Source organism: Ilumatobacter nonamiensis YM16-303 (assembly GCF_000350145.1).
In the GTDB taxonomy this organism is placed as follows: domain Bacteria; phylum Actinomycetota; class Acidimicrobiia; order Acidimicrobiales; family Ilumatobacteraceae; genus Ilumatobacter_A; species Ilumatobacter_A nonamiensis.
The window spans coordinates 1-21,223 of sequence record NZ_BAOL01000058.1 but is presented as its reverse complement, the minus strand read 5'-3'; the positions used below and the strand labels follow the sequence as shown (position 1 = coordinate 21,223).

16 protein-coding genes are annotated in these 21,223 nt (G+C 67.2%); 7 read left to right on the top strand and 9 right to left on the bottom strand.

Going from position 1 to position 21,223, the window contains the following annotated elements; genetic code table 11:
• Window positions 1-42: 42 nt before the first annotated feature.
• Window positions 43-891, bottom strand: a complete 849-nt coding sequence (locus tag ON45_RS07035; protein WP_083914540.1) for an SDR family oxidoreductase — start codon at window positions 889-891, stop codon at window positions 43-45.
• Between the two features lie 66 nt (window positions 892-957).
• On the opposite strand from ON45_RS07035, the gene ON45_RS07030 reads away from it, so the two are divergent.
• Window positions 958-2,118: a DUF2855 family protein gene (locus ON45_RS07030; protein WP_040492932.1), complete on the top strand. Its 1,161-nt coding sequence runs from the start codon at window positions 958-960 to the stop codon at window positions 2,116-2,118.
• Complete coding sequence (locus ON45_RS07025; RefSeq protein ID WP_040492931.1) at window positions 2,115-3,410, top strand: class I SAM-dependent rRNA methyltransferase; 1,296 nt, start codon at window positions 2,115-2,117, stop codon at window positions 3,408-3,410. The genes ON45_RS07030 and ON45_RS07025 overlap by 4 nt, the downstream gene beginning before the upstream one ends.
• Window positions 3,411-3,425: 15 nt before the next feature.
• On the opposite strand, the gene ON45_RS07020 is transcribed toward ON45_RS07025, so the two are convergent.
• Window positions 3,426-4,376: a class II glutamine amidotransferase gene (locus ON45_RS07020; RefSeq protein ID WP_040492930.1), complete on the bottom strand. Its 951-nt coding sequence runs from the start codon at window positions 4,374-4,376 to the stop codon at window positions 3,426-3,428.
• A 102-nt stretch (window positions 4,377-4,478) separates the two neighbouring features.
• On the opposite strand from ON45_RS07020, the gene ON45_RS07015 reads away from it, so the two are divergent.
• A complete protein-coding gene (locus tag ON45_RS07015; protein ID WP_040492929.1) occupies window positions 4,479-5,360 on the top strand; it encodes an alpha/beta fold hydrolase in 882 nt (293 codons plus the stop codon).
• A gap of 33 nt (window positions 5,361-5,393) precedes the next feature.
• Here the strand turns inward: ON45_RS07015 and ON45_RS07010 are convergent, their stop codons facing one another.
• Both ON45_RS07010 and ON45_RS07005 read right to left on the bottom strand, forming a co-directional pair.
• On the bottom strand, window positions 5,394-6,842 hold the full coding sequence (locus ON45_RS07010; protein ID WP_083914538.1) for a DUF2207 family protein: 1,449 nt from the start codon (window positions 6,840-6,842) through the stop codon (window positions 5,394-5,396).
• Window positions 6,843-6,884: 42 nt separating this feature from the next.
• Window positions 6,885-7,928: a mechanosensitive ion channel family protein gene (locus ON45_RS07005; protein ID WP_051062645.1), complete on the bottom strand. Its 1,044-nt coding sequence runs from the start codon at window positions 7,926-7,928 to the stop codon at window positions 6,885-6,887.
• Between the two features lie 216 nt (window positions 7,929-8,144).
• On the opposite strand from ON45_RS07005, the gene ON45_RS07000 reads away from it, so the two are divergent.
• The 4 genes from ON45_RS07000 to ON45_RS06985 are packed head-to-tail and all read left to right on the top strand — an operon-like array spanning window position 8,145 to window position 13,680.
• Window positions 8,145-9,464 (top strand): UDP-glucose dehydrogenase family protein, encoded by a 1,320-nt coding sequence (locus ON45_RS07000; protein ID WP_040492936.1) that lies wholly within the window; start codon window positions 8,145-8,147, stop codon window positions 9,462-9,464.
• Window positions 9,464-10,399 (top strand): UDP-glucuronic acid decarboxylase family protein, encoded by a 936-nt coding sequence (locus tag ON45_RS06995; RefSeq protein WP_040492927.1) that lies wholly within the window; start codon window positions 9,464-9,466, stop codon window positions 10,397-10,399. The genes ON45_RS07000 and ON45_RS06995 overlap by 1 nt, the downstream gene beginning before the upstream one ends.
• Window positions 10,400-10,439: 40 nt before the next feature.
• Window positions 10,440-11,777: a chloride channel protein gene (locus ON45_RS06990; RefSeq protein WP_158412258.1), complete on the top strand. Its 1,338-nt coding sequence runs from the start codon at window positions 10,440-10,442 to the stop codon at window positions 11,775-11,777.
• A gap of 34 nt (window positions 11,778-11,811) precedes the next feature.
• Window positions 11,812-13,680 carry a carboxyl transferase domain-containing protein gene (locus ON45_RS06985; protein WP_051062644.1) on the top strand — a complete coding sequence of 623 codons (1,869 nt, stop codon included), beginning with the start codon at window positions 11,812-11,814 and terminating at the stop codon, window positions 13,678-13,680.
• Window positions 13,681-13,711: 31 nt separating this feature from the next.
• Here ON45_RS06985 and ON45_RS22585 read toward each other — a convergent pair whose 3' ends face one another.
• The 5 genes from ON45_RS22585 to ON45_RS06960 all read right to left on the bottom strand — a co-directional run bounded on the left by ON45_RS22585 (window position 13,712) and on the right by ON45_RS06960 (window position 21,117).
• Window positions 13,712-14,734, bottom strand: coding sequence for a hypothetical protein (locus tag ON45_RS22585; protein ID WP_158412256.1), 1,023 nt, complete (start codon window positions 14,732-14,734; stop codon window positions 13,712-13,714).
• Between the two features lie 47 nt (window positions 14,735-14,781).
• Window positions 14,782-15,831, bottom strand: coding sequence for a lysophospholipid acyltransferase family protein (locus ON45_RS06975; protein ID WP_051062643.1), 1,050 nt, complete (start codon window positions 15,829-15,831; stop codon window positions 14,782-14,784).
• 12 nt (window positions 15,832-15,843) lie between these two features.
• On the bottom strand, window positions 15,844-17,430 hold the full coding sequence (gene larAH / locus ON45_RS06970) for an NPN-dependent hydroxyacid isomerase, LarAH14/15/16 family (RefSeq protein WP_040492924.1): 1,587 nt from the start codon (window positions 17,428-17,430) through the stop codon (window positions 15,844-15,846).
• Window positions 17,431-17,527: 97 nt separating this feature from the next.
• A complete protein-coding gene (locus ON45_RS06965) occupies window positions 17,528-18,748 on the bottom strand; it encodes a zinc-dependent alcohol dehydrogenase (RefSeq protein ID WP_040492923.1) in 1,221 nt (406 codons plus the stop codon).
• Entirely contained in the window at window positions 18,745-21,117 is a 2,373-nt protein-coding gene (locus ON45_RS06960) for an HAD-IB family phosphatase (RefSeq protein ID WP_051062642.1), read from the bottom strand. The genes ON45_RS06965 and ON45_RS06960 overlap by 4 nt, the downstream gene beginning before the upstream one ends.
• Between the last annotated feature and the right edge of the window lie 106 nt (window positions 21,118-21,223).

Here is a 21,223-nt window from a genome sequence, read left to right as displayed (position 1 = left end):
GTGCCATCGGGTGTCTGACACCCGATGGTTCGGACGGGCGGGTCAGCCCATCCGGATCGTGGAGATGCCGCCGTCGACCGGGATCGTGGCGCCGGTGGTGAATGCTCCGGCGCGGCTGGCCAGGAAGATCACGGTTCCGGCGATGTCCTCGGCGCTCCCGATCCGCCGGCGCGGGACGTGTCCGATCACCTCGGCTCGACTGTCGTCGTCCTCGAGTCGGTACTCCATCATCTTCGACTCGAACGGGCCGGGAGCGATCGAGTTGACCGTGATGTGTCGATCGACGACGTGCGCCCCGAGATGCCGGGCGAGCATGTGCACGCCCGCCTTCGCGGCGGAGTAGCTGTAGTTGTCGCCCACCGGGACCCGAATGCCGTCGATCGACCCGATCATCACGACACGTGCCGGATCGTCGGCGGTCGCGCCGTTCTCCAGTTCGGGGAGCAGTTCCTGAGTGAGCATGAAGGGTGCCTTGACGTTCAGGTTCATCACCTTGTCGAACCCGATCTCCGGAAACTCGCCGAGCGGTGCGCCCCACGCTGCGCCCGCGTTGTTGACGAGCACGTCGACGGTGTCGGTGTGCTCGCGCAGCGTCGAGACGAACGAGGCGAGACCGTCGGGATCCGACAGGTCCGCCGGTATCGACACACACGAGGCCGTGTCGGAGAGCGCGTCGAGTTCCGCAGCCGCGGCGTCGCACGCCTCGGCCTTCCGGGCGGTGATGAACGTCGTGACGCCGTTGGTCACGAGCCCCGCCGCGATCATGAAGCCGATTCCGCGTGACCCACCCGTGACGACGGCAACCTTGCCCTCGAGCCCGAACAGGGATCCGACGTGGAGGTCGGAGGTCCCGGTGGAACGGTAGGTGGACGATGTTGCGTCGGCGGTCATGTGGTGCTGTGTACCCGCTCGGGCCCGCTGTCTCGAAATCCGATCAGGATCGGGCATGCTGGTGCCATGCAGAATCCCGGCCCGGCCGACGATCGCGAGACGACCACGCTGGAGGTTCGACGCACGGCGGTGGGCGAAACCCGGCTCGTGACCGAGGAACACGACCCGACGCATCTGGAGCTCGGAGAGATCCGCCTCCGCATCGATCGATTCGCGATCACCGCGAACAACATCACCTATGCCGTGTTCGGCGACGCCCTCGGGTATTGGGACTTCTTCCCGACCGCCGACTCCGAGTTCGGTCGCGTCCCGGCGATGGGCTGGGCAACCGTGGTGGAGTCGCGTGCTCCGGACATCGCGCTGGGACGTCGCTTCTACGGTTGGTACCCGATGGCGTCGCACGCGCGGTTCGTGCCGACCGCCACCGCCGACGGGTTCCGCGACGACGGTAGTCACCGACAGAGCCACGCGCCGGTCTACCGGGCGTACGTCGCAACCGACGCCGACCCGATGTACCCGCCGGCCGACACCGACGGTCAGCGCACCGACGGAGAGGACCGCCACGTTCTGTTGAGGGGGTTGTTCATCACCGGATTCCTGGCCGAGGAGTTCTTCGCCGACGGCGGGGGAGCGGGCGAGCCGTACTTCGGAACAGCGCGCGTGGTCGTGCTGTCGGCGTCCTCGAAGACCGCGATCGGGTTCGCCCAGCGCGCGGCGATGCGTTCCGACATCGATGTGGTGGGAGTGACCTCGACCGGCAACGTCGAGATGGTCGAGGAACTGGGCTTCTACGACTCCGTCGTCACCTATGACGCGATCGACACGATCCCGACCGACGGAGGAGCCGTGTCGATCGACATGGCGGGGAACCCACAGGCGCTCGCGGCGGTCCACGCTCGCTTCGGCGACGGGCTGGCGTACTCGATGACCGTCGGCCGGAGCCATCACGATGCCCCCGCTGCCTCCGACGCGCCGATGGAGGGCCCGCAGCCCCAGCTGTTCTTCGCTCCCACCGAGGTGACCCGCCGCATCGACGAGTGGGGACGCGCCGAGTACGGCCGACGGTGCGCCGACGCTCTCTCCGAATTCGTCGACGGGAGCCGGGCGTGGATGGACGTCGAACATCGCACGGGGGCAGGGGCGACTCGGCAAGCGTGGCTCGACGTCCACGCCGGTGAGGTCGATCCCGCGGTCGGACTCGTCGCCACCGTGGCCGGTGCGCGATGAGCGCATCCGATCTCCTCGAGGAACTCCCGTCCCCCTCCGACCGTCGGTTGGCGATCCGGGTGACCCCGGACGCCCTGCGTCGCATTCGGTCCCGCCACCCGTGGGTGTACGACCGGTCCGTCGAGTCGGTGAACCACGACGACGGATCGCCCGGCGACCTCGGCATCGTCTTCGATCGCAACCGCAAGTTCGCGGCGATCGGTCTGTGGGACCCGAACTCACCGATCCGGCTGCGGATGATCCACGTCGGTGATCCGGTCACGATCGACGCTGCGTGGTTCGCGCAGCGCATCGCCGATTCGGTCGGTCGCCGCCAGGTGCTGTTCGACCGCCACGTGGGGAGTGGTCGAGCGGTCCACGGCCCCGCGTATCGAGCAGTCAACGGTGAGAACGACGGGCTGCCGGCTCTGGTGGTCGACGTCTACGACCACGTCGCGGTCGTCAAGCTCTACAGCGAGATCTGGTATCCGCATCTGCCCTCCGTCGTGGACGGCGTGGTCGCAGCAACCGGTGCCGACACGGTCGTGCTGCGGCTCGCCCGCAACCTCCAGGATCTCGAGTCGTACGGGCTCGATGACGGCGACGTGATCGTCGGCGAGGTGCCCGACGGGCCGGTGCTGTTCAGCGAGGGGGATCTCACGTTCGAGGCCGACGTACAACGCGGACAGAAGACCGGACACTTCCTGGATCAACGTCTGAACCGGCTCGCGGTCGGCAAGCTGGCCGGCGGGAAGCGGGTGCTCGACGTGTTCGCGTCGACCGGCGGGTTCACCGTCCACGCTGCCGCCGGCGGCGCCACGGCGGTGCACGCCGTCGACGCATCGGAGCCGACGCTGGCGATCGCTCAGCGGAACCTCGACCACAATGCCGATGTTCCCGCGGTCGCCGCCTGCACGGTGACGACGCAGGTCGACGACGCGTTCGACGCGATGGGGGCGCTGGGTCGGTCGGGTCGGAAGTTCGATCTGGTCATCGTCGACCCGCCGTCGTTCGCTCAGAAGGCCGCGACCGTGGGCCGCGCTCGGGCCGCCTACTCGAAGCTCACGAAACTCGCGATCGGCCTGATCGAGGACGGTGGCATCCTCGTCCAGGCGTCGTGCTCGAGCCGCGTCACCCCGACCGAGTTCTTCGACACCGTCACCGAAACGGCCCTCGAACACGGGGCGACGTTCACCGAGATCCGCCGCACCGGGCACGACATCGACCATCCGGTCACCTACGACGAAGGTGAGTATCTCAAGGCCGGGTACTGGCGCGTCGAAACCGGATCGCGCCGTCGCCGCGACGGCTGACGAATTCAGCGCGCGTCAGACGTTCAAGCGGCGCACCGACCTCGTGATTCCCGACCCGGTGTTCTCGAGCGCGACCATCTCGCCGAACTCGAGGTGCAACCAGTCGTCGGTCTCCTCCGTCAGTGGCTCGGAGGCGAAGATGGCGGCGGTCGCCTCCTCGACGGGGCACACGTCGATGTCGTAGGACTTCTCGTAGTCCTGGAAGTTGCGTCCGGTCAGCACATACATCGGCTCGAGGAGCATCGACAGCGCGTAGTCGTTCGAATCCGGATCCGACTCGCGAAGCTCCTTCCAGTCACCTTGCACGTCGGCCTCACCGTGATGACCGGCGCCGTAGTTGGCGCCGATGATCCGGTTCGGGGACACCAAGACCATCTTCAACTTCGTGAGCGCGACGAGGTCGAGCGCCTTCATTGCCTCGAGGATGACCTTCAACAGTTCCTCGAAGCCGTGCTGGACGTCGTCGTCGCTGTCGCCCTCGAGCAGCGAGAGGAGCAGGACGTAGAGGAACTCGGTGTCGGTGGTGCCCCGCATCTGCTGCAGGTACTCGTCCTTGCAGTGGGGGAGAAGTTCCCGTTGCAACGTCGTCCAGTTCGGCAGGGCACCGTTCTGGGCCATGACCCACGGCGTCTTCGTGTAGGAGAAGGGGTGGCAGTTCTCGTCGGCGAGCACCGTGGCTGCGTTGTACGCGGCCGCTCGGACGTGAGCCAGCAGCGTGTTCGCCTGCAGGCTCGGAATGATTCCTTCGGCGTTGTCGTCGTAGAACGCCGCCATCGGTCGGCGGTAGCGGAATGGTTGATTCGGCTTCAGGAGGTGATCGCTCCAGCACGCGAAACCCCACCCCGCGAGTTGGAGGAGCGGATGCAGTTCCGGGTCGAGGGTTTGGTTGACCAGGCTGTTCTCCGGCTCGAGCAGGAGGCTGTCGATCGGGAGTTCGGGTCCGATGTAGGCGAGCACTCGGCACATGACGTTTCCTTCCTTGATCCGTCAGGCGACGAGATCATCCGAAGCGACAGTGTGGCGGCTGTTCCCTCGGACTTCTCGTCGCTTCGGAATATCCTCGCCCGGATGGCGCAGGCAACTTCGAACGGCATCACGATCGAGTACGAGCAGCACGGCGAAGGCGAACCGCTGCTCTTGGTGATGGGCCTCGGCGGCCAGCTCACCGACTGGCCGCGAGGATTCATCGACACGCTCGTGGACGCCGGCTTCCAGGTGACCGTGTTCGACAATCGGGACATCGGGCTGAGCACCGAGTTCGACTGGGAACCTCCGAGCCCGGTCAAGGCACTCGCCAAGACGCTCGTGCGGCGACCGCCGAAGGCGGGATACACGATTCCCGACATGGCGGAAGACGCCGCCGGTCTGATGGACACTCTCGACATCGAGTCGGCGCACGTCGTCGGGATGTCGATGGGCGGAATGATCGCGCAGCAGTTGACGATCGACCACCCGTCACGGGTGCGGTCGCTCACCTCGATCATGTCGAACCCGGGTGATGGAAAGTCGGGGCGCATCGCCACCAAGGTGATGGCGAAGCTGGCGCGGATGCCCGCACCGACGTTGGAGAACGCGGCGGACCGTTCGGTCGAGAACTTCCTGCTGTGGAGCGGACCGCACTTCGATCCCGACGAGCATCGGGCGCGCGCAACACGCAGCGTCGAACGCAGCTTCCGGCCGATCAGCACGCAGCGTCAGACCACGGCGATCATGGCCAGTCCGGACCGCACGCCGGGGCTCCAGCAGGTCGAGGCGCCCACACTCGTCGTCCACGGGCTCGTCGACAAGCTGGTCAAGCCGACGGGTGGCATCGCCACGGCGAAGGCAGTGCCGGGTTCCCGGCTGTTGATGTTCCCCGACATGGGTCACGACCTCCCCGAACCGCGGTTCGCCGAGATCGCCGCGGAAATCCGTGACAACGCCGACCGAGCGACACTCGCGAACGGCTGATCGCAGCCACCCGGCTGGGCGGCCGTTGCACGCTCAGGAGAGCGTGTGGCCGATCGGGGACGATCGGCGGACGTAGCCGAGAATCGGGCTCGCGCGCACCACGACATCGACACCCTGTGGAGTGGCGGTGCGCTCGGTGGCGCGCCAGGCGGTGACGGTGTCGGACGTGCCGTCGTCGACGGCGACGAAGAGGCTGTAGCGGTCACCCTCCAGGCGTTTCACGAGGCTGCGGGGAAGGGGACTGACCTCGGCGGGACGACGGGCTCGGATGACGATGCCCGTGCGCTCGACGGTGTTGAACATGTCGGCCGCACCGGCCAGCGCAGCCCACAGACCGAGCAGGATGGGGATGAACATGACGAACACGAGTCCGGTCGCGATCGTGCTGATCAGCCAGTCCTGTTGCTCGAAGCGTTCGTACAGCGAGTCCCACGCCTGCTCTCGGGCGACGTCGGAGAAGAAGCCGCGCAATCGGATCCCGACGAACGCGGCGATGAGACCACCGATCAAGGAGAACAGCGGGTTGAAGCCGTACAGCGGCCTCCACGGGTAGCGGACCCGGACCAGCCGGCCGGTGCCGCCGACCGAACTCCACGCCCGGAAGTGGTCCTCGCGAGCCAGCGGAAGTTCGATGCGCGCACCGTCGGCCAGGCACATCGCGGTGGCGTACGCCAAGCGGCGATCGCCCACCTCGAGCGAGCTCGGGGCCATCGGCGCGAATCCGGCGGACACGAGCCGTTGCCGAACGGCGAGCCATCGCCCGGTGGCGTCGATGCCCTCGGTCGTGTACGCGACGTCGTTGCTGATCGCATGGCGCACGATGCGCACCACGAGCAGGATCAGCGCGACGAGGGTCGCGAAGGCGATGATCCGCCGTTCGACCGAATCCACCACGGCGACGGACGTCCCATCGTCTCGCCCTGCGTTCCATGCGAGGATGCCGAAGAACGCCGCGATGGCGGGTCCACCGAGCAGGAGCGGCGTCCACCGGCGACGGACCAGACCATTGCGCTTCGCCTCGGCGTGGACCAGGTTGCGGAACCGACGCCACCAGGCCCCGCGGATGTCGACCGCGAGGTGACGTGCCGGAATCGCCCGATCGGTCGTGAACCTGGCGAGGATGTGTTGCAGGACCAGGCGTTCGTGCGGCAGCAGGGCATCACCGTCGTAGGTCTCCGATGACGGGCGGACACGGCTCGTCTCGTCGTCCGTGGTGGGAGGAAGGATCCTGATCCAGCCCCGCGTCGCCAGGTCGACCACGGTTGCTCGGAGGCCGGCGGCGGTCAGCGTTGCATCGTTCGTCAGGATGTTCACGACCGCGGGAGACTCGGGTCGCGACTCACCGGACCCCTCATGGGCATCGATGCGTCGCGGAGTCGCGTGCCGCTCGGCCCACCACAGGCCGACGTGTCCCACGACTGCGAGGAACACGGCGAAGCCGAGCATGGCGCCGCCTGGGGTTGCTGCGAGGTAGTCGGTCATGCGGCGGCGCGCAGGGGGAGTGTCACAGGGGACATCATGGCATCACGCATCCTGATTGCGCAGCCACAAGGTGCGTTGGGGGAAGGGAATTTCGATCGCTTCGGCATCGAACGCGACCTTGAGCGCCGCGCGCAATTCCCGCTGGACCGCCCATTGGGACCCGGGCGTGGTCGTGACGGTCATCCGCAGCGTGATGCCGTCGGCGCCGAGTGTCTCGACGCCCAACACCTGTGGCGCGTCGAGGATAAACTGGCTGATGCCGTCACGGTCGCAGACCTTGTCGGCGGTTGCCTGCATGACGTCGCTGACGGCGTCGAGGTCGGCGTCGTAGGCCACGTCGATGTCGATCAGTGCCGTCGACCAGTGCTGAGACATGTTCCCGACGCGTTGCACCTCGCCGTTCGGCACGTGCCACACGGTGCCGTCGATGCCGCGCAGCACGGTGGTCCGGAGTGCGACCTCTTCGACCGTTCCGGTCGCTTCGCCGAGGTCGACGACGTCACCGATCCCGTACTGGTCCTCCAACAGCATGAACAACCCGCTGATGCAGTCCTTGACGAGTGCCTGGGCTCCGAAGCCGAGCGCCACACCGGCGATCCCGGCTCCGGCGATCAGCGGAGCGAGGTCGACACCGAGTTCGCTCAACACGAGCATCAGCGCGATGACCCAGATCGCGACCGAGATGGTGCTGGTCAGCACCTCGCTGATCGAGGCGGCGCGAGCCTCCTTGCGAAGCCTCATCCGGTCCTCGCGTTCTCGGACCTCGGGGTCGCTGAGGGTGTTGTCGCCTCCCTGCAGTCCGGGAATGAACAGGAGTCGAGACGACGGGGTGGGCGGTGACACGATGCGCCGAACGAGGCGGTCGACGTAGCGGCGCGAGACGCGGATGAGAATGAATGCGATGAGCAGGATCAGGAAGATCGAGAGCGGACGGTCGATCAACCAGTCCGCCAGCCTGGCCGCCGTCTCGTTCCCGTCGGTCGCTTCGAAAACGCGCTCGCAGACGTAGTTCGGATCCTCCCCACACGCGTCCGGCAGGCCTGGCGTGTCCGACGCCATCAGCAGTGCGGTGATCGATGCGTCCACGTGGCCGAGAGTAACGAGCATCGCCGATCGCGCGGTGGACGCCGTCCCCGCGAGTTCGTGAATTCGCCGCTCGACGTGATGGCCGCCGCATCTTCGAGAGCCGCGGTAGATTCGAGCGACGCGGGCAAGACCGCGCCGTAGTTCATCCTTTCGGGTGGGATCGTGGTCGTCGACGACCAACCCTTCTCGTGACACCAGCCCAGGAGGCGGATGCCGATGTCAGCAAATGACGTTCGACTCGGAGTCGTGGGGACTGGCTACGTCGGTTTGACGACCGGTGCATGCTTTGCTCATCTGGGTTTCGACGTCGTGTGTGGCGACATCGACCAGCGCAAGGTCGATCTGCTCGAAGCCGGCGTGATTCCGATCGTGGAGGACGGACTCGAGGAGATCGTCCGAGACGAGCATGCTCGCGGCCGGCTCCGGTTCGTGCTCGGATCACAGGCCGCTGCAACCGATGCCGACATCGTCTTCCTGTGCGTGCCGACGCCTCAGGGCGAAGATGGCAGTGCGGACCTCTCCTACATCGAGCAGGCAGCGCGGGAGATCGCTCCGGTGCTCAAGTCCGGCGCCATCGTGGTCAACAAGTCGACCGTCCCGGTGGGTTCGACGATCGCGGTCGAGCGAGTCCTCGAGCGGGACGACGTCTCGGTCGTGTCGAACCCCGAGTTCCTCCGTGAGGGCACCGCGGTCAGCGACTTTCTCGCACCGGAGCGAGTGGTCGTCGGTGCAGCGGACTTGGCGGCTGCACGTCGCGTGGCGGATCTCTACGCGTCGATCGACACGAGGATCATCATCACCGACCCCGCGTCCGCCGAGACCATCAAGTACGCCGCGAACGGTTTCCTCGCGATGAAGATCAGCTTCGTGAACGCGGTCGCTGCGATGTGTGAGCACGTGGGGGCCGATGTTGCCGCGGTGGTCGACGGGATCGGGTCCGACACTCGCATCGGATCCCGGTTTCTCGATCCCGGACCGGGCTGGGGCGGATCGTGCTTCCCGAAGGACAGCCGCGCGCTCGTGAAGATCGCTGCCGACCACGGCTACGACTTCTCGATGATGCGTGGGGTGATCCTGGTCAACGACCAACAGCGCCACCGGATGGTCGACAAGGTCGCGCGAGCGGTCGGTCGTCATCCTTCCGACCTCAGCGGTGTCACGGTTGCCGCCCTGGGCCTCACCTTCAAGGCCGGGACCGACGATCTGCGCGAGTCGCCCGCCGTGGCCATCATCAGCGATCTCCGGACCGTCGGCGCGAAGGTGCAGGCGTTCGATCCGACCACGTCGGGCGAACTGTCGCCGATCCAGATGCGAACGCTGGCGAACATCGAGGTGGTGTCGGAGATCGACGAGGTCACGGACGGGGCCGATGTCCTCTGTGTCTTCACCGAGTGGCCGGAGTTCGCGGACATCGATCTCGAACAGCTGGCACAACGGCTGGGGAGTGGGAGTGCGATCGTGGACACCAGGAATCTCTTCGATCCCGAACGAGTCAAGGCAGCAGGGTTGCGCTACGACGGTGTCGGTCGGCGCTGATGCGCGTCGTCGTCGCCGGCGGCGCAGGCTTCCTCGGATCCCACCTGTGCGATGCGCTCCTGGAGCGTGGCGACCGTGTCGTGTGTGTCGACAACTTCCTCACGGGCTCACCGGCGAACGTGGGCCATCTGGCGGACAATGACGACTTCGAGTTGATCGATGCCGACGTGTGCGGTGAGCTGCGCATCGACGGTCCGGTGGATGCGGTCATGAACCTCGCGAGTCCGGCGTCGCCGAAGGACTATTACGCACTCCCGCTCGAGACACTCGATGTCGGGAGCACGGGAACCCGTCGCCTTCTGGAGCTCGCCCGGAGTCTCGACGCCACGTTCTTCATGGCCTCGACGAGCGAGGTGTACGGCGATCCGGTCGAGCACCCGCAGACCGAGGAGTACTGGGGGCACGTCAACCCCATCGGCGAGCGCAGCATGTACGACGAGGCGAAGCGCTTCTCCGAGGCGCTCACGTTCACCTATCACCGTACGTTCGACCTGCCGATCCGTGTCGTCCGGATCTTCAACACGTACGGGCCGCGCATGCAGCCCGACGACGGCCGGGTCGTTTCCAACTTCATCACCCAGGCGTTGCGCGGTGAACCGCTCACGATCTACGGCGACGGTTCACAGACACGGAGCTTCTGCTACGTCGATGACGAGATCCGGGGCTTTCTCGCGCTGCTGGACAGTGACGAGACCGGTCCGATCAACATCGGCAACCCAGGTGAGTTCACGATGCTCGAACTCGCCGACCTCGTGAACGAGCTCACGTCCAACACTGCCGGGCTCGTACATCGAGGTTTGCCGTCGGACGATCCTCAGCAACGTCAACCCGACATCACTCGGGCACGGAACCTCCTGGGTTGGTCACCGCACGTCGACCTGCGGACCGGTCTCGAACGAACGATTCCGTACATCGCAAGCGTTCTCCGCGACTGAATCGGTCAGACCGGCCGACCGAGGCTTAGAGTTGATCGGCGTGTGGCTGGGACGACTGAGGGAGCGATTTCGTCCATCCTCACTCGATCTCCGAAGTGACGAGTTCCGCGACCTGGTCCGTCGGTCACGCGAGGTCGTCCTGCTCGCGGCGATCACGGGAGCATTGACCGGCATCTTCGTCCGGTTCTTCGAGTACGTGGTCGTCGAGCTGTTGTTCGACGTGTGGCTCCACGCCGACTGGCGATGGGGACTGATCATCCCCGGGCTCGGGCTCGCCGCGTCGGCGTTGATCCTCAAGACCGTGGGCGGTGGTGCTTCGCCTGCGACGTCGGACGAGTATCTCCGTGCGTTCCACGATTCGTCGTACCCGCTGAGGTGGCGCGCGTTCGTCGCGCGCATCATGGCCGCCGTGACGACGCTGGGTGCCGGGGGAGCGATGGGCCTGGAAGGTCCGTCGCTCTATGGCGGCTCTGCGCTCGGGGCGATGATCCAGCGCCGCCTCCCCGCCTCGTTCCGAGGCGCCGATTACCGGACCCTCCTCGTGGCCGGAGCAGCCGCCGGCGTTGCCGCGATCTTCAAGGCGCCCGCCACCGGCGCCATCTTCGCGCTGGAGGTCCCGTTCCGCGATCAGATGGCGCGGCGCATGCTGCTGCCCGCTCTCGTGGCGAGCGCGTCGGGATATCTGATGTTCGTCGCGCTCAGCAGTACGAACCCGATCTTCCAGTTCTCCGACGAGCAGCGCATCGCGTCGCTGTTCGACTACGTCGATCTCCTTGCCGCCGTGCTGATCGGGGTCGGATGCGCGCTCGGGGCGCGGATGTTCTCGAAACTGATCCGGATCGCCAAAGCGTTCACGCTTCGGCCCGTGTTCATTCGGCTCGTCGTGGCGGGCGGCCTGATGTCGGTGATCTTTCTCGTCACGCGGGTGGTGACGTCGCCGGACGGCAATCCGGCGCATGGCGAGAGTCTGTCGGTGGGTTCGGGCTACGAGGTGATCGCGTGGCTCGGCGAATCCCACGCGCTCTGGGTGCTTGCCGCCGTTTTCGTGCTGCGCATGTGCTCGACGGCGGCAACGCTCGCCGGGGGCGGCGTCGGTGGTGTGTTCATCCCCCTCGTCGTCGGCGGGGCGATCGTGGGCCGCGGCGTCGGAGAGGTGTTCCAGACGCTCGATCCGACCCTCTACGTGATCCTCGGAATCGCCGCGTTCCTGGGAGCGGGCTACCGCGTTCCGCTCGCCGCCGTGATGTTCGTCGCGGAAACGACCGGACAACCTGGGTTCATCGTTCCCGCGCTGTTCGCGGCGGTCGCTGCCGACCTGGTGATGGGCGAGGTGTCGATCACGACGTTCCAGCGCACGCCGGCGAGCAGCCCGGAGTAGTTGGCTGGTCCGCCGCGACTGCTAGACCGGCGCGATGACGGATCGGACGTCGGTGACCGCCCATCTCCAGGGAACGATCGTGAGTGTTCTCGTCGAGCCGGGCGAGCGCGTCCGATCCGGGAGCGTGGTCGCGCTGGTCGAATCGATGAAGATGCACCACGAGGTCGTCGCGACATCGGACGGCACGGTCACGGCGATCCTGGCGCCGGAGGGTTCCACCGTCAACGTAGGAGACCGCGTCGTCGATCTCGATCCGTCGCCGGCGACCGACACCGGTGGAGCCCATCTGCCTCCACCGAGCGGCCAGCCGACCGACCGGCCGGCCGCAGATGCCGACGCGGGTGAAGCGGCGCACGAACGCGCCGACCTCGCCGAGGTTCGGCAGCGACACCAGGCGGGACTCGACCCGGCACGGGCGACGGCCGTCGAGAAACGTCACGGGCGCGGGAAACGCACCGCGCGGGAGAACCTGGCACAGCTCGTCGACCCCGACAGCTTCGTCGAGTACGGCCCCGTGGTGATCGCTGCGCAGCGTCGGCGGCGCGAGCTCGACGACCTGATCGCGAACACGCCCGCCGATGGATTGATCGGAGGAGTCGGCGACGTCAACGGCGAGCTCGTCGGGTCCGCCGCCGCGAAGACCGTCATCATGTCGTACGACTACACCGTGCTCGCCGGGACGCAGGGCTATCAGAACCATCGCAAGAAGGATCGGCTGATCGAAGTCGCGCAGCAGTTGCAGACGCCGGTCGTCTTCTTCACCGAAGGAGGAGGAGGCCGGCCAGGCGACACCGACCCGCCCGGCGTCAGCGGTCTGGACTGCCTGGCGTTCTGGTGGTTCGCCGAGTTGTCGGGCACCGTCCCGCTCGTCGGAATCGCGTCGGGATACTGCTTCGCGGGGAACGCCGCGATCCTCGGCTGTTGCGATGTCGTGATCGCGACCGAGGACAGCAACATCGGGATGGGTGGTCCGGCGATGATCGAGGGTGGCGGACTCGGCGTGTTCGCCCCCCGGGAGATCGGTCCGATCGACGTCCAGCGTTCCAACGGCGTCATCGACATCGTGGTCGCCGACGAGTCGGAAGCGGTCGAGGTCGCGAAGCAGTATCTGTCGTACTTCCAAGGTCCGACGACCGGGTGGGTTGCTCCCGACCAGACCCTGCTCCGTGACGTCGTCCCGCCCGATCGGCTGCGGGCCTACGACATCCGGCGGGCGATCGACGGACTGTTCGACGAGAACTCGGTGCTCGAACTCCGAGCGGGCTTCGGGGTCGGGATGGTCACGGCGCTCGCGCGGCTCGAAGGTCGACCGGTCGGGGTGATCGCGAACAATCCGACCCACCTCGGCGGAGCGATCGACAGCGACGGAGCCGACAAGGCGGCGCGGTTCATGCAGCTGTGCGACGCTCACGGGCTGCCGGTGATCACGCTGTGCGACACACCTGGGATGATGGTCGGGCCCGACGTGGAAGCGACGGCTCTGGTTCGTCACTGCTCGCGGCTGTTCGTGACCGGGGCGAATCTCTCGGTGCCGACGATCACGGTGGTCACGCGCAAGGCGTACGGTCTGGGAGCGCAGGCGATGATGGGCGGGTCGACGAAGGCGCCCCTGGCGTGCCTCTCGTGGCCGACCGGCGAGTTCGGTGGCATGGGCCTGGAAGGTGCCGTCCGGCTCGGCTACCGCAAGGAACTGGAGGCGGTCGAGGACGACGCGGCCCGCGAGGAGCTGTTCCAGCAGATGGTCGACCGGATGTACGAACACGGCAAGGCGGTCAATGTCGCCTCCCACTTCGAGATCGACGACGTCATCGATCCCGCCGACACCCGCCGCTGGATCACCACCCTCCTCGAGGCAGCACCACCTCCCGTCACGGGCCAGCGCCCGCAGATCGACACCTGGTGACAGGAAGGGGCTGCGACGCTCCGGCGTGCGGTCAGCAGCTGGCGGTGAGAACGGGCGTGACCTCGGTGCCGTCGTAGGCGTTGACGACGACCTCGGCACGGTCGTCATCGTCCCAGACGTGCGTGATGAACTCGGCCAGCCCGTCGCCGTTGAGGTCGGCCACCGCGAGGATGCGGAAGGTCTCGACCGGCGGGGGCGGCGGGGGAGCGGCGGTCGTGGTCGTCTCTCCGGCCGGTGCGGTTCCCTCCGGTGCGTCGGGTGCCTCCGGCGTGCGGAGGTAGTCGCGCTCCACCCGGGTGACGGAACCGGAGTCCGCGTCGATCAGCAGCAGCGAGGCGAAGCCGTCCCCGCCGAAGGCGACCAGCGACTCGCTGTCACGATCGCCGTCCAGGTCGGTGACCACGATCTGGTTCACCGTGCCCGACGACGCATCCACCCCGGTTCCCCCGAACGATGCGACGCCGGCCGCCGTGTAGGACGCGATGTCGGCATCGACCACGGCGACCTTTCGCGGCTCGGTGTCCCAGTCGGCGGCGAATGCGAGGGAGCGGTAGCCGAAGCCCGGAATCTCGGGGGAGCGGGCGTTGGGCGAGATCACCGGTCCGGTCCGCGACCCGCCGCACAACTCGATCGAGGCACCGACGTTGCCCTCGATCGGATCGATCCCGATCTCGTGGATCAACATCTCGCTTGCCGTGGTCGTCGAGTCCCGCATCTGGCCGTCGGAATCGATCGGCTGCTCCCAGCCCTCGCCGGTCCAGCGTCCGACGTACAGCCAACCGTCGTCATCGCCGCCGGCGTAGTACTTCCGCTGTGAGGAGATGGGAGTTCCCGACGGCGGTGGGGTCGTGGTCGGTGGTGGCGTGGTGGTCGTTTCCGGGATCGTGGTGGTGACCACGGTCGTCTCCGGGATGGTGGTCGTGGTGGTCGTCGTCGTGGTCGTTTCCGGGATCGTCGTCGTGGGAGCGGACGGAGCCACCGACTCGCGCGTCGTGCAGGCCGCTGCCACGGCCGTGACGAAGACGAGCGCGACGAGGTGTCGGGACCGGATCATGCTGCCCAGTTTGGCGCGTGCGCGGGTGTCGACACAGTCGACGCGCATCAACCGAGATCGGGCCAGCGGCGCGCGCGGCGCCGACGAACGCCGGCCGTGCTCAGGCGACGCTTCTCACCGAGCTGCCACTGACGCCGCCAGCCGTTGTGTTCCGGGCCCGACAGCTTCGGGCTCAGACCGCTCGCCGCGTTGCGCGACGCCGTCCACCAGTCGGTCAAGGTCTCGTCACCGAGGCGGGTGACAGCGGCTTCGATTCGTTCGTTGAAACGCCGCGTGTTCTCGTCGTCGGCGGCCGTCATCGGTGTCCCGAACAGGACGGTGGTGCGCCCGGGGGACAGTTTCGACGCACCTTTGCCGAAGATCTCGCCGGTGCCGTCGATGTGGACCGGCACGATCGGAGCACCGGTGCGCGCCGAGAGGTAGGCGGCGCCGCCCTTGAAGTCCTGGCCCCAGCCGTCGGGCGAGCGACCACCCTCGGGGTAGATGATCAGGCTGCGACCGTCGGCGATCAAGTCGCGCAGTTGGTCGAACGTCGTTCGGCTCGTCGCATCCCGATCGATCGGAATCGCGTTCAGGGTGAGCGCCGACAATGCGGCCTTCCATCGGGCGTCGAAGAAGTAGTCGGCGGCCGCCGCGACCACGAGTTCCCGGCGCCAGACCGCGGGGATCGCATGGATCATGACCCCGGTGTCGAGATGGCTGTGGTGATTCGGGGCGAAGATGACGGGCGGTGGTTCCTTCTGGCGCTCCAGGTCGGACAGTCGGTCGAGTCCGGAGATGCGCGGGCTCGCGACGGCCTTCACCGCGACGCGCAGTGGTCCCTCGGTGAGCACGCCACGGACGGCGGTGGCCAGGGGGCGCCGAGCCCACTCGGTGTCGTAGTTCCCGCCGAGGCGGTTCGGTTCGCGCGGAATCGTGACGCTGGTGGGCGCCGTCGGCTTGCGGTAGGGGAAGCCGTACTTCGCGAGCGGACGCGCCGCGCTCCGCACGGCACCCTCGACCGCACCGGCCGCGCGCTGGGCGACCTGAACCGAACCTCGGTGGCCGTCGGGGCGTTGACCCCGGCGGATGTACTGACGGCGGGTGCGGGCGGACATGGCGACGGACCTCTACTTCACGTCGGCGACGAGCACGCCGGGAACGTGGAGGTGGCTGATCGTGGGGGAGCGGCCGACCGTGTCGGACGCGATCTCGAGCGCGTCGTTCATCGTCGACGCCGGGGTGAAGCCGAGGCGGCGAACCGCCTCCGGATACCCGCCGACGATGATCACCTTGCCGGCGTGCTGCTGTCCGTGCGCACCCCAGTACCAGGCGTAGAACGGGTGGACGCCGTGGTAGGCGTAGCTGGTGCGGTAGAGGTGGCGGTACCACTCGTCCTCGGCGTACTTCTTTTCCCACTTCGTCGACATCTCGGCCGGATCGGTCGTGTCGGCGAGCACCTCGTCGAAGAAGTCGATGTAACTCGGATGGTGGACCGGGTGGAACTCCTCGTACGTCGGGTGGGTCATGATCACCACGCCGCCCTCACGCACGAGAGGTTTGCCGCGGTACATGTTGAACAGGTAGCCGAGGCCCATGCACATCACGAGGATCGGGTTCATGATCGACTCGGGGTTGTACGGGCTGATGAACGGGATTCCCATCGTGAGGATGTCGGTCTGACCCTCCACCTCGACGAGGTGTTGGGCGTGGACGTTCTCCAGGGTCCGCTCGTGCACGGTCTCGGTGAAGCCAGCCTGGACGCTCGTCGTGCGGTACGGCGCCTCGATGTTGTGGAAGATCTTCCGCTTGGTGCGGTTCGGCAGTTTGTTGAGCGACTTGCTGCTCGCGAGGAACAGCCCGCGATCCTTCGCGGTCCATTCCCACTCGCGCTTCGCGAGGAACTCGAACGGTGCCGGGAACGCCTCGGTGTTGATCGTCGTCTCGACCTGGAAGATCTTCGGGCCGGAGTCGCGCAGCAGTTTGCCCATCCGCCAGATCGACTTGTGGAGCGCCGAGTGGTGACGGTCCATCAGGCTTCGGGTGTTCTGAAGACTTGCCGGGTTGTGGTGTTCGCTGAGGCACTTGTACGACGCGAGTCCGGTGGTGAGCGATTTCCAGCCACCGTCCATGGCCACCTGGTTCACGTTCGCGTAGACGACGAGATCCGACTCGGCGGCACGCTTGTTGATCTCGAGGATCTCGCCCTCGTCGGTGTGGCCGATCACCGCGAGGTTGTCGGGGTCCTCGGCGTCGTGTTGGTACAGGAATCCTCGGGGGAGGAACGCGTCGACGACGCGGTCACCGAGCACGTGACGGAGTTCGTACTCGTGCATCCGGCGGTGCAGTCCGAGTGCGGCGATGATGTGGACGTCGTCGACCCCGGCTGCGGCGGCCATGTCGAGGACCGCCTCGACGATCCGCTGGCGGTTGTCGGGGCGCTGCATCTTGGGGAGTGACAGGCTGGCGTCGTCGAAGCAGATGGTCAGCTTCATCCCCGGCGTGAGGAGCTCGGGGAGCGGATCCATGTCGAGCGGGTTGAGCAGGGCATTGCGGATCTCGCCGTCGAGGTCGTCGAGGCCGGCCAACGGTTCGGGCGGGTAGATGATCCGGCTGCGATCGGCGGGCAGACGTTCGAGGCTGAACCCTTCGCCGCGCCAGAACAGGGTGGGCGGCGTCGAGCGATCGACGTCGAGGACGAATCCGGGGCGTGGCATCAGAAGGTCTCCATGTCACCTGCACCATTCTGTGTCAGACACCGGATGGCACGGGGACCATTCTGTGTCAGACACCGGATGGCGCGGGGGCGGCTGGTCATGTGGTCGGGTCTCGCAGGTCGAAGGCGATCTTGACGGCGCCGCGGCGGCCGGCGTTGGCGGCGTGGCTGATCGCGTCGTGGTGGTCGTCGAGTGGATAGGTCGCGCTCAGGAGACGCTCGGCGCGGATCGCGTCGACGGTGTCGGCAGCGAGCGAGAAGGTGTCGGTGACCGTCCCGTCGTGCAGCGTCTCGGTGCCGTACGTGTAGGCGCCCTTCAACTCGATCTCGCGATGCCAGAGTCCGGTGAGGTCGAGGTCGACCTGGGCGGGCATCCCGAGCAGGACGATGCGGCCGCGGGGGCGGGTGATCCTGAGCGAGTCGGCGATCGAGGCTGCGGAACCGACCGCGTCGATCGTGACGTCGGCGCCGCCGGACAGCGCGCCGGACTCACCGTTGCCGAGCATGTGGCACCCGACTTCGCGTCGTACGGCTCGGTCGAGTTCCGAGGCCGCGACCGCGATGTCGGCGCCGAGCGCAGTGGCGAGGGCACGCTGATGCGGATAGCGGGCGCCGACGATCACCCGGACGCCGGGGACGTAGCGCTTGAGTCCGGCGACTGCAGCGAGACCCATCGTTCCCGCCCCGAGCACGGCGACCACGGGATTGTCGCGGTCGGCGACGGTCGGCCCGGCGAGGAGCGCGGCGTGGATCCCACCGGCGAACGGTTCGATGAGCACGGCGCGCTCGTCGGGGACGTCCTCCGAAATCGTGTGCAGCTGCGACTCGTGCGCCCAGAACCACGGGGCCCAGCCTCCACCGGTGGAACAGCAGAATCCCGTCTGGATCGCCGGTTCCACACCGTCGGCCGAAGTGGTCGCGAGGTGGGCGTAGTCGTCTCCGTCGGCCGGACGGGCTCCGCCGAACGGCGGCTCGACATTGCGTGCTGCGTGACCGAGGACCGGCTCCAGGACCACACGGGTTCCCGCTCGGTCTCCGTCTCGGATCTCGCCGACGACCTCGTGGCCGGGAACGAACGGGAAGCTCACCCAGTCGTCGAAGTACGCCGAGGCGTGCCCACCGACCAGTGACAGATCGGATCCGCAGATCCCGGCCAGGCGAGTGTGCACACGGTGCCAACCGTCGCCTGGTTGCTCGGGGTCGTCGATCGTGCGGAGTTCGAGTGGACCGACCTTCGTCGCGTTGACCGGGGAGACGGCGCCGATGATGCGTGCGGCGCCGAAGCGCCCGACGTTGCGCCGGATCTGCAGCGCCTTCATGCTCGAGCCTTCCGGAAGCGTCGATGCCGTTCGCGCTCGACCATCAGCTCACCGATCGGGAGGAGGCGCTTGGGGCCGCCCGGTGCCTTCGTCCAGTGCTCGACGAGCCAGCCACGCTTGCGGGCGATGGCGGCGAGACGGGTCTCGGGGTTCACTGCGACGGGGAATCCGACCGCCTCGAACAGGGGAAGGTCGGACGACGAGTCGGCGTAGGCGACCGCCTCGGCGATGTCGAGCCCCTCGGCTTCGCAGTAGTCGCCGAGGATCTGGGCTCGCGCCTCACCGGTCGGCGGGACCGAGTGCATCTCACCCGAGTAGGTGCCGTCGGGTCGGATCATCATCTCGGCGGCGACGATCTCGTCGAACAGGGGTTTCAGTCCGGCCACGGCGAAGTCGAGCGCGCCGGTGATCAGGACCGTCCGATGCCCGAGCGCGCGATGCTCGCGGACCCGGCGGAGACCGGCCGGGAACGACTTGGTCATGATCAGTTGCGTCAGCATCTCCCGGGCGTCGAGTTCGATCTGCTCGACGGGGGCGTTCTCGTACCGCCGGTAGAAGTGGCGGAGGAAGTCGGTGCGGTCCTGGCGGTCGAGCTTCAGGAGGCCGGGGGCTTCGACCAGCGTGCGCGCCACGTATCGGGCTCGCTCGGCGGTGTCGAGGCGGCGGGTCGCGAGCCACGAGAAGCTCTCGACGACGTTCGACGCGATCAGCGTGTTCTCGAGATCGAACGCCGCGACCTGGCGTTTCGGGTCGAGTACCTGCTTGCGCATCCGAGTCATCCGGTCGATCGACTTCGATGCACCAGGCGTGGTCTTCACCCGCGCGTGCTGGATGATCGACGGGAGGTGGATGTCGTTGATGTAGTGATCCCAATCGACCGACCGGGGATCGATGTTGAAGTCCGCTCGATCCTGCTCGCCGAGACCATCCAGGATCGACATCAGGTTGTCGACCTGGTAGATCGCCTCGCACTCGGTGTAGAGCCCGTACAACTCGACGTATTCGAGGGCGGTCTCGACCTCGGTGCGCTTCTCCTCGAGTTGCGCGGACAGCTCGGCCTGCTTGCCGCGCAGCGGGAGCGCCTGCAGGACGCGGTCGGCGGTGCTCAGCACGGTCTTGGCCTGGGTGAGCTGTTTCTGGACACGACCGCGCCCGGGGAATCGCCACTCCGGAACGACGATGGGCTGGCCCTTCGTGTCGTAGAGCGGGTTTTGCGTGAACCATCCGGTGACGTTGTCGACCATCTGGCGGTACTTGAGCGGGTTGATTCCTCCCGACGCGACCTGCGTGATCGCCGGGGCGTCGTCGGGACCGGCCGCGGCCACCGCGATGATCGCGGCGACGACGATGTCGACCGGAATCACGTCGACGGTGCCCTCCGGGACGCCCGGGAACTCCTTCAACAGCCCGCGAGCGAACGAGATGATCACGGGTTCGGCCATCCGGAAACCGCGGATCCAGCCCGGCTTCGGCTCGGCGAGCGCCGATTCGATGATCGACGGACGCACGATCGAGACGGGAACGGCACCCTTCGAATCCGTCAGCGCCTGTTCGCCGAGCGCCTTCGTGAACGCGTACGCGTCGGGCCAACCCACGCTCGCAGCGCGGGAACGCCCGGCCTGGACGAGTTCGGACTTGACCCACTTCCGACGCAGATCCTCGGTCTTCGACGCGATCGCCGGTGCGCCGGCCGCACCGATCTCGGCGCGCGCCTCCTTGCGGAACGTCTTCAGCTGATCGGGTGTGCGGCTGAGAGCGTCGGTGTCCGAACGCAACCGTTTGGTGGCCGCGACCTCCGAGCGCCAGTCGATCCCGATGTCGAACGGGCCCTCGCTCACGAGGATCTCTGGCGCGTTGCCGCGCCGGTTCCCGGCGACGTAACAGGTGGACACCGCAACGAGGTGCGGTGTCACGCCCATCTCGTTCGCGAGGTTCGCGATGCGGGTCGGTCCGAGCAAGTTGATCTCGACCGCGGAGTCCATCGGCGAATCGAACGACACCGCGGCTGCCGAGTGGATGATCACGTCGGCGGTGCCCCAGAGCGCACGGTCGGTCGCGTTGAGTCCGAGACCGTCTTGCGTGACGTCCCCGGCCACGGTCTGGACACGGCTCGCGACGTGGCTGTCGAACTCGTCACCGAGGGTGTCGCGGAGTCGGTCGAACGCGTCGTTCTTGAGGATCTCGCGCTGGGTGCGACGGGCGGCCGGCGAGCGGCGACCGTCTCGGACGAGGAGGACGAGCTCGCAATCCGGAACCGATCGCAGGAGTCGCTCGACGAGCGCGGTGCCCACGAACCCGGTCGATCCGGTGATCGCGATGCGCTTGCCCGCGAGCGACTCGGGGATCGTGTCGGCCATCACGGTTGACATGTCTACCACTGTCCAGCATCATCCTCTACCAATTGGTAGAGAGATGCCCCGTCGCCCGCACCATCACGTCCTCGGCCCCGTTCTCGTGAACAGTTCGCGCACGGAG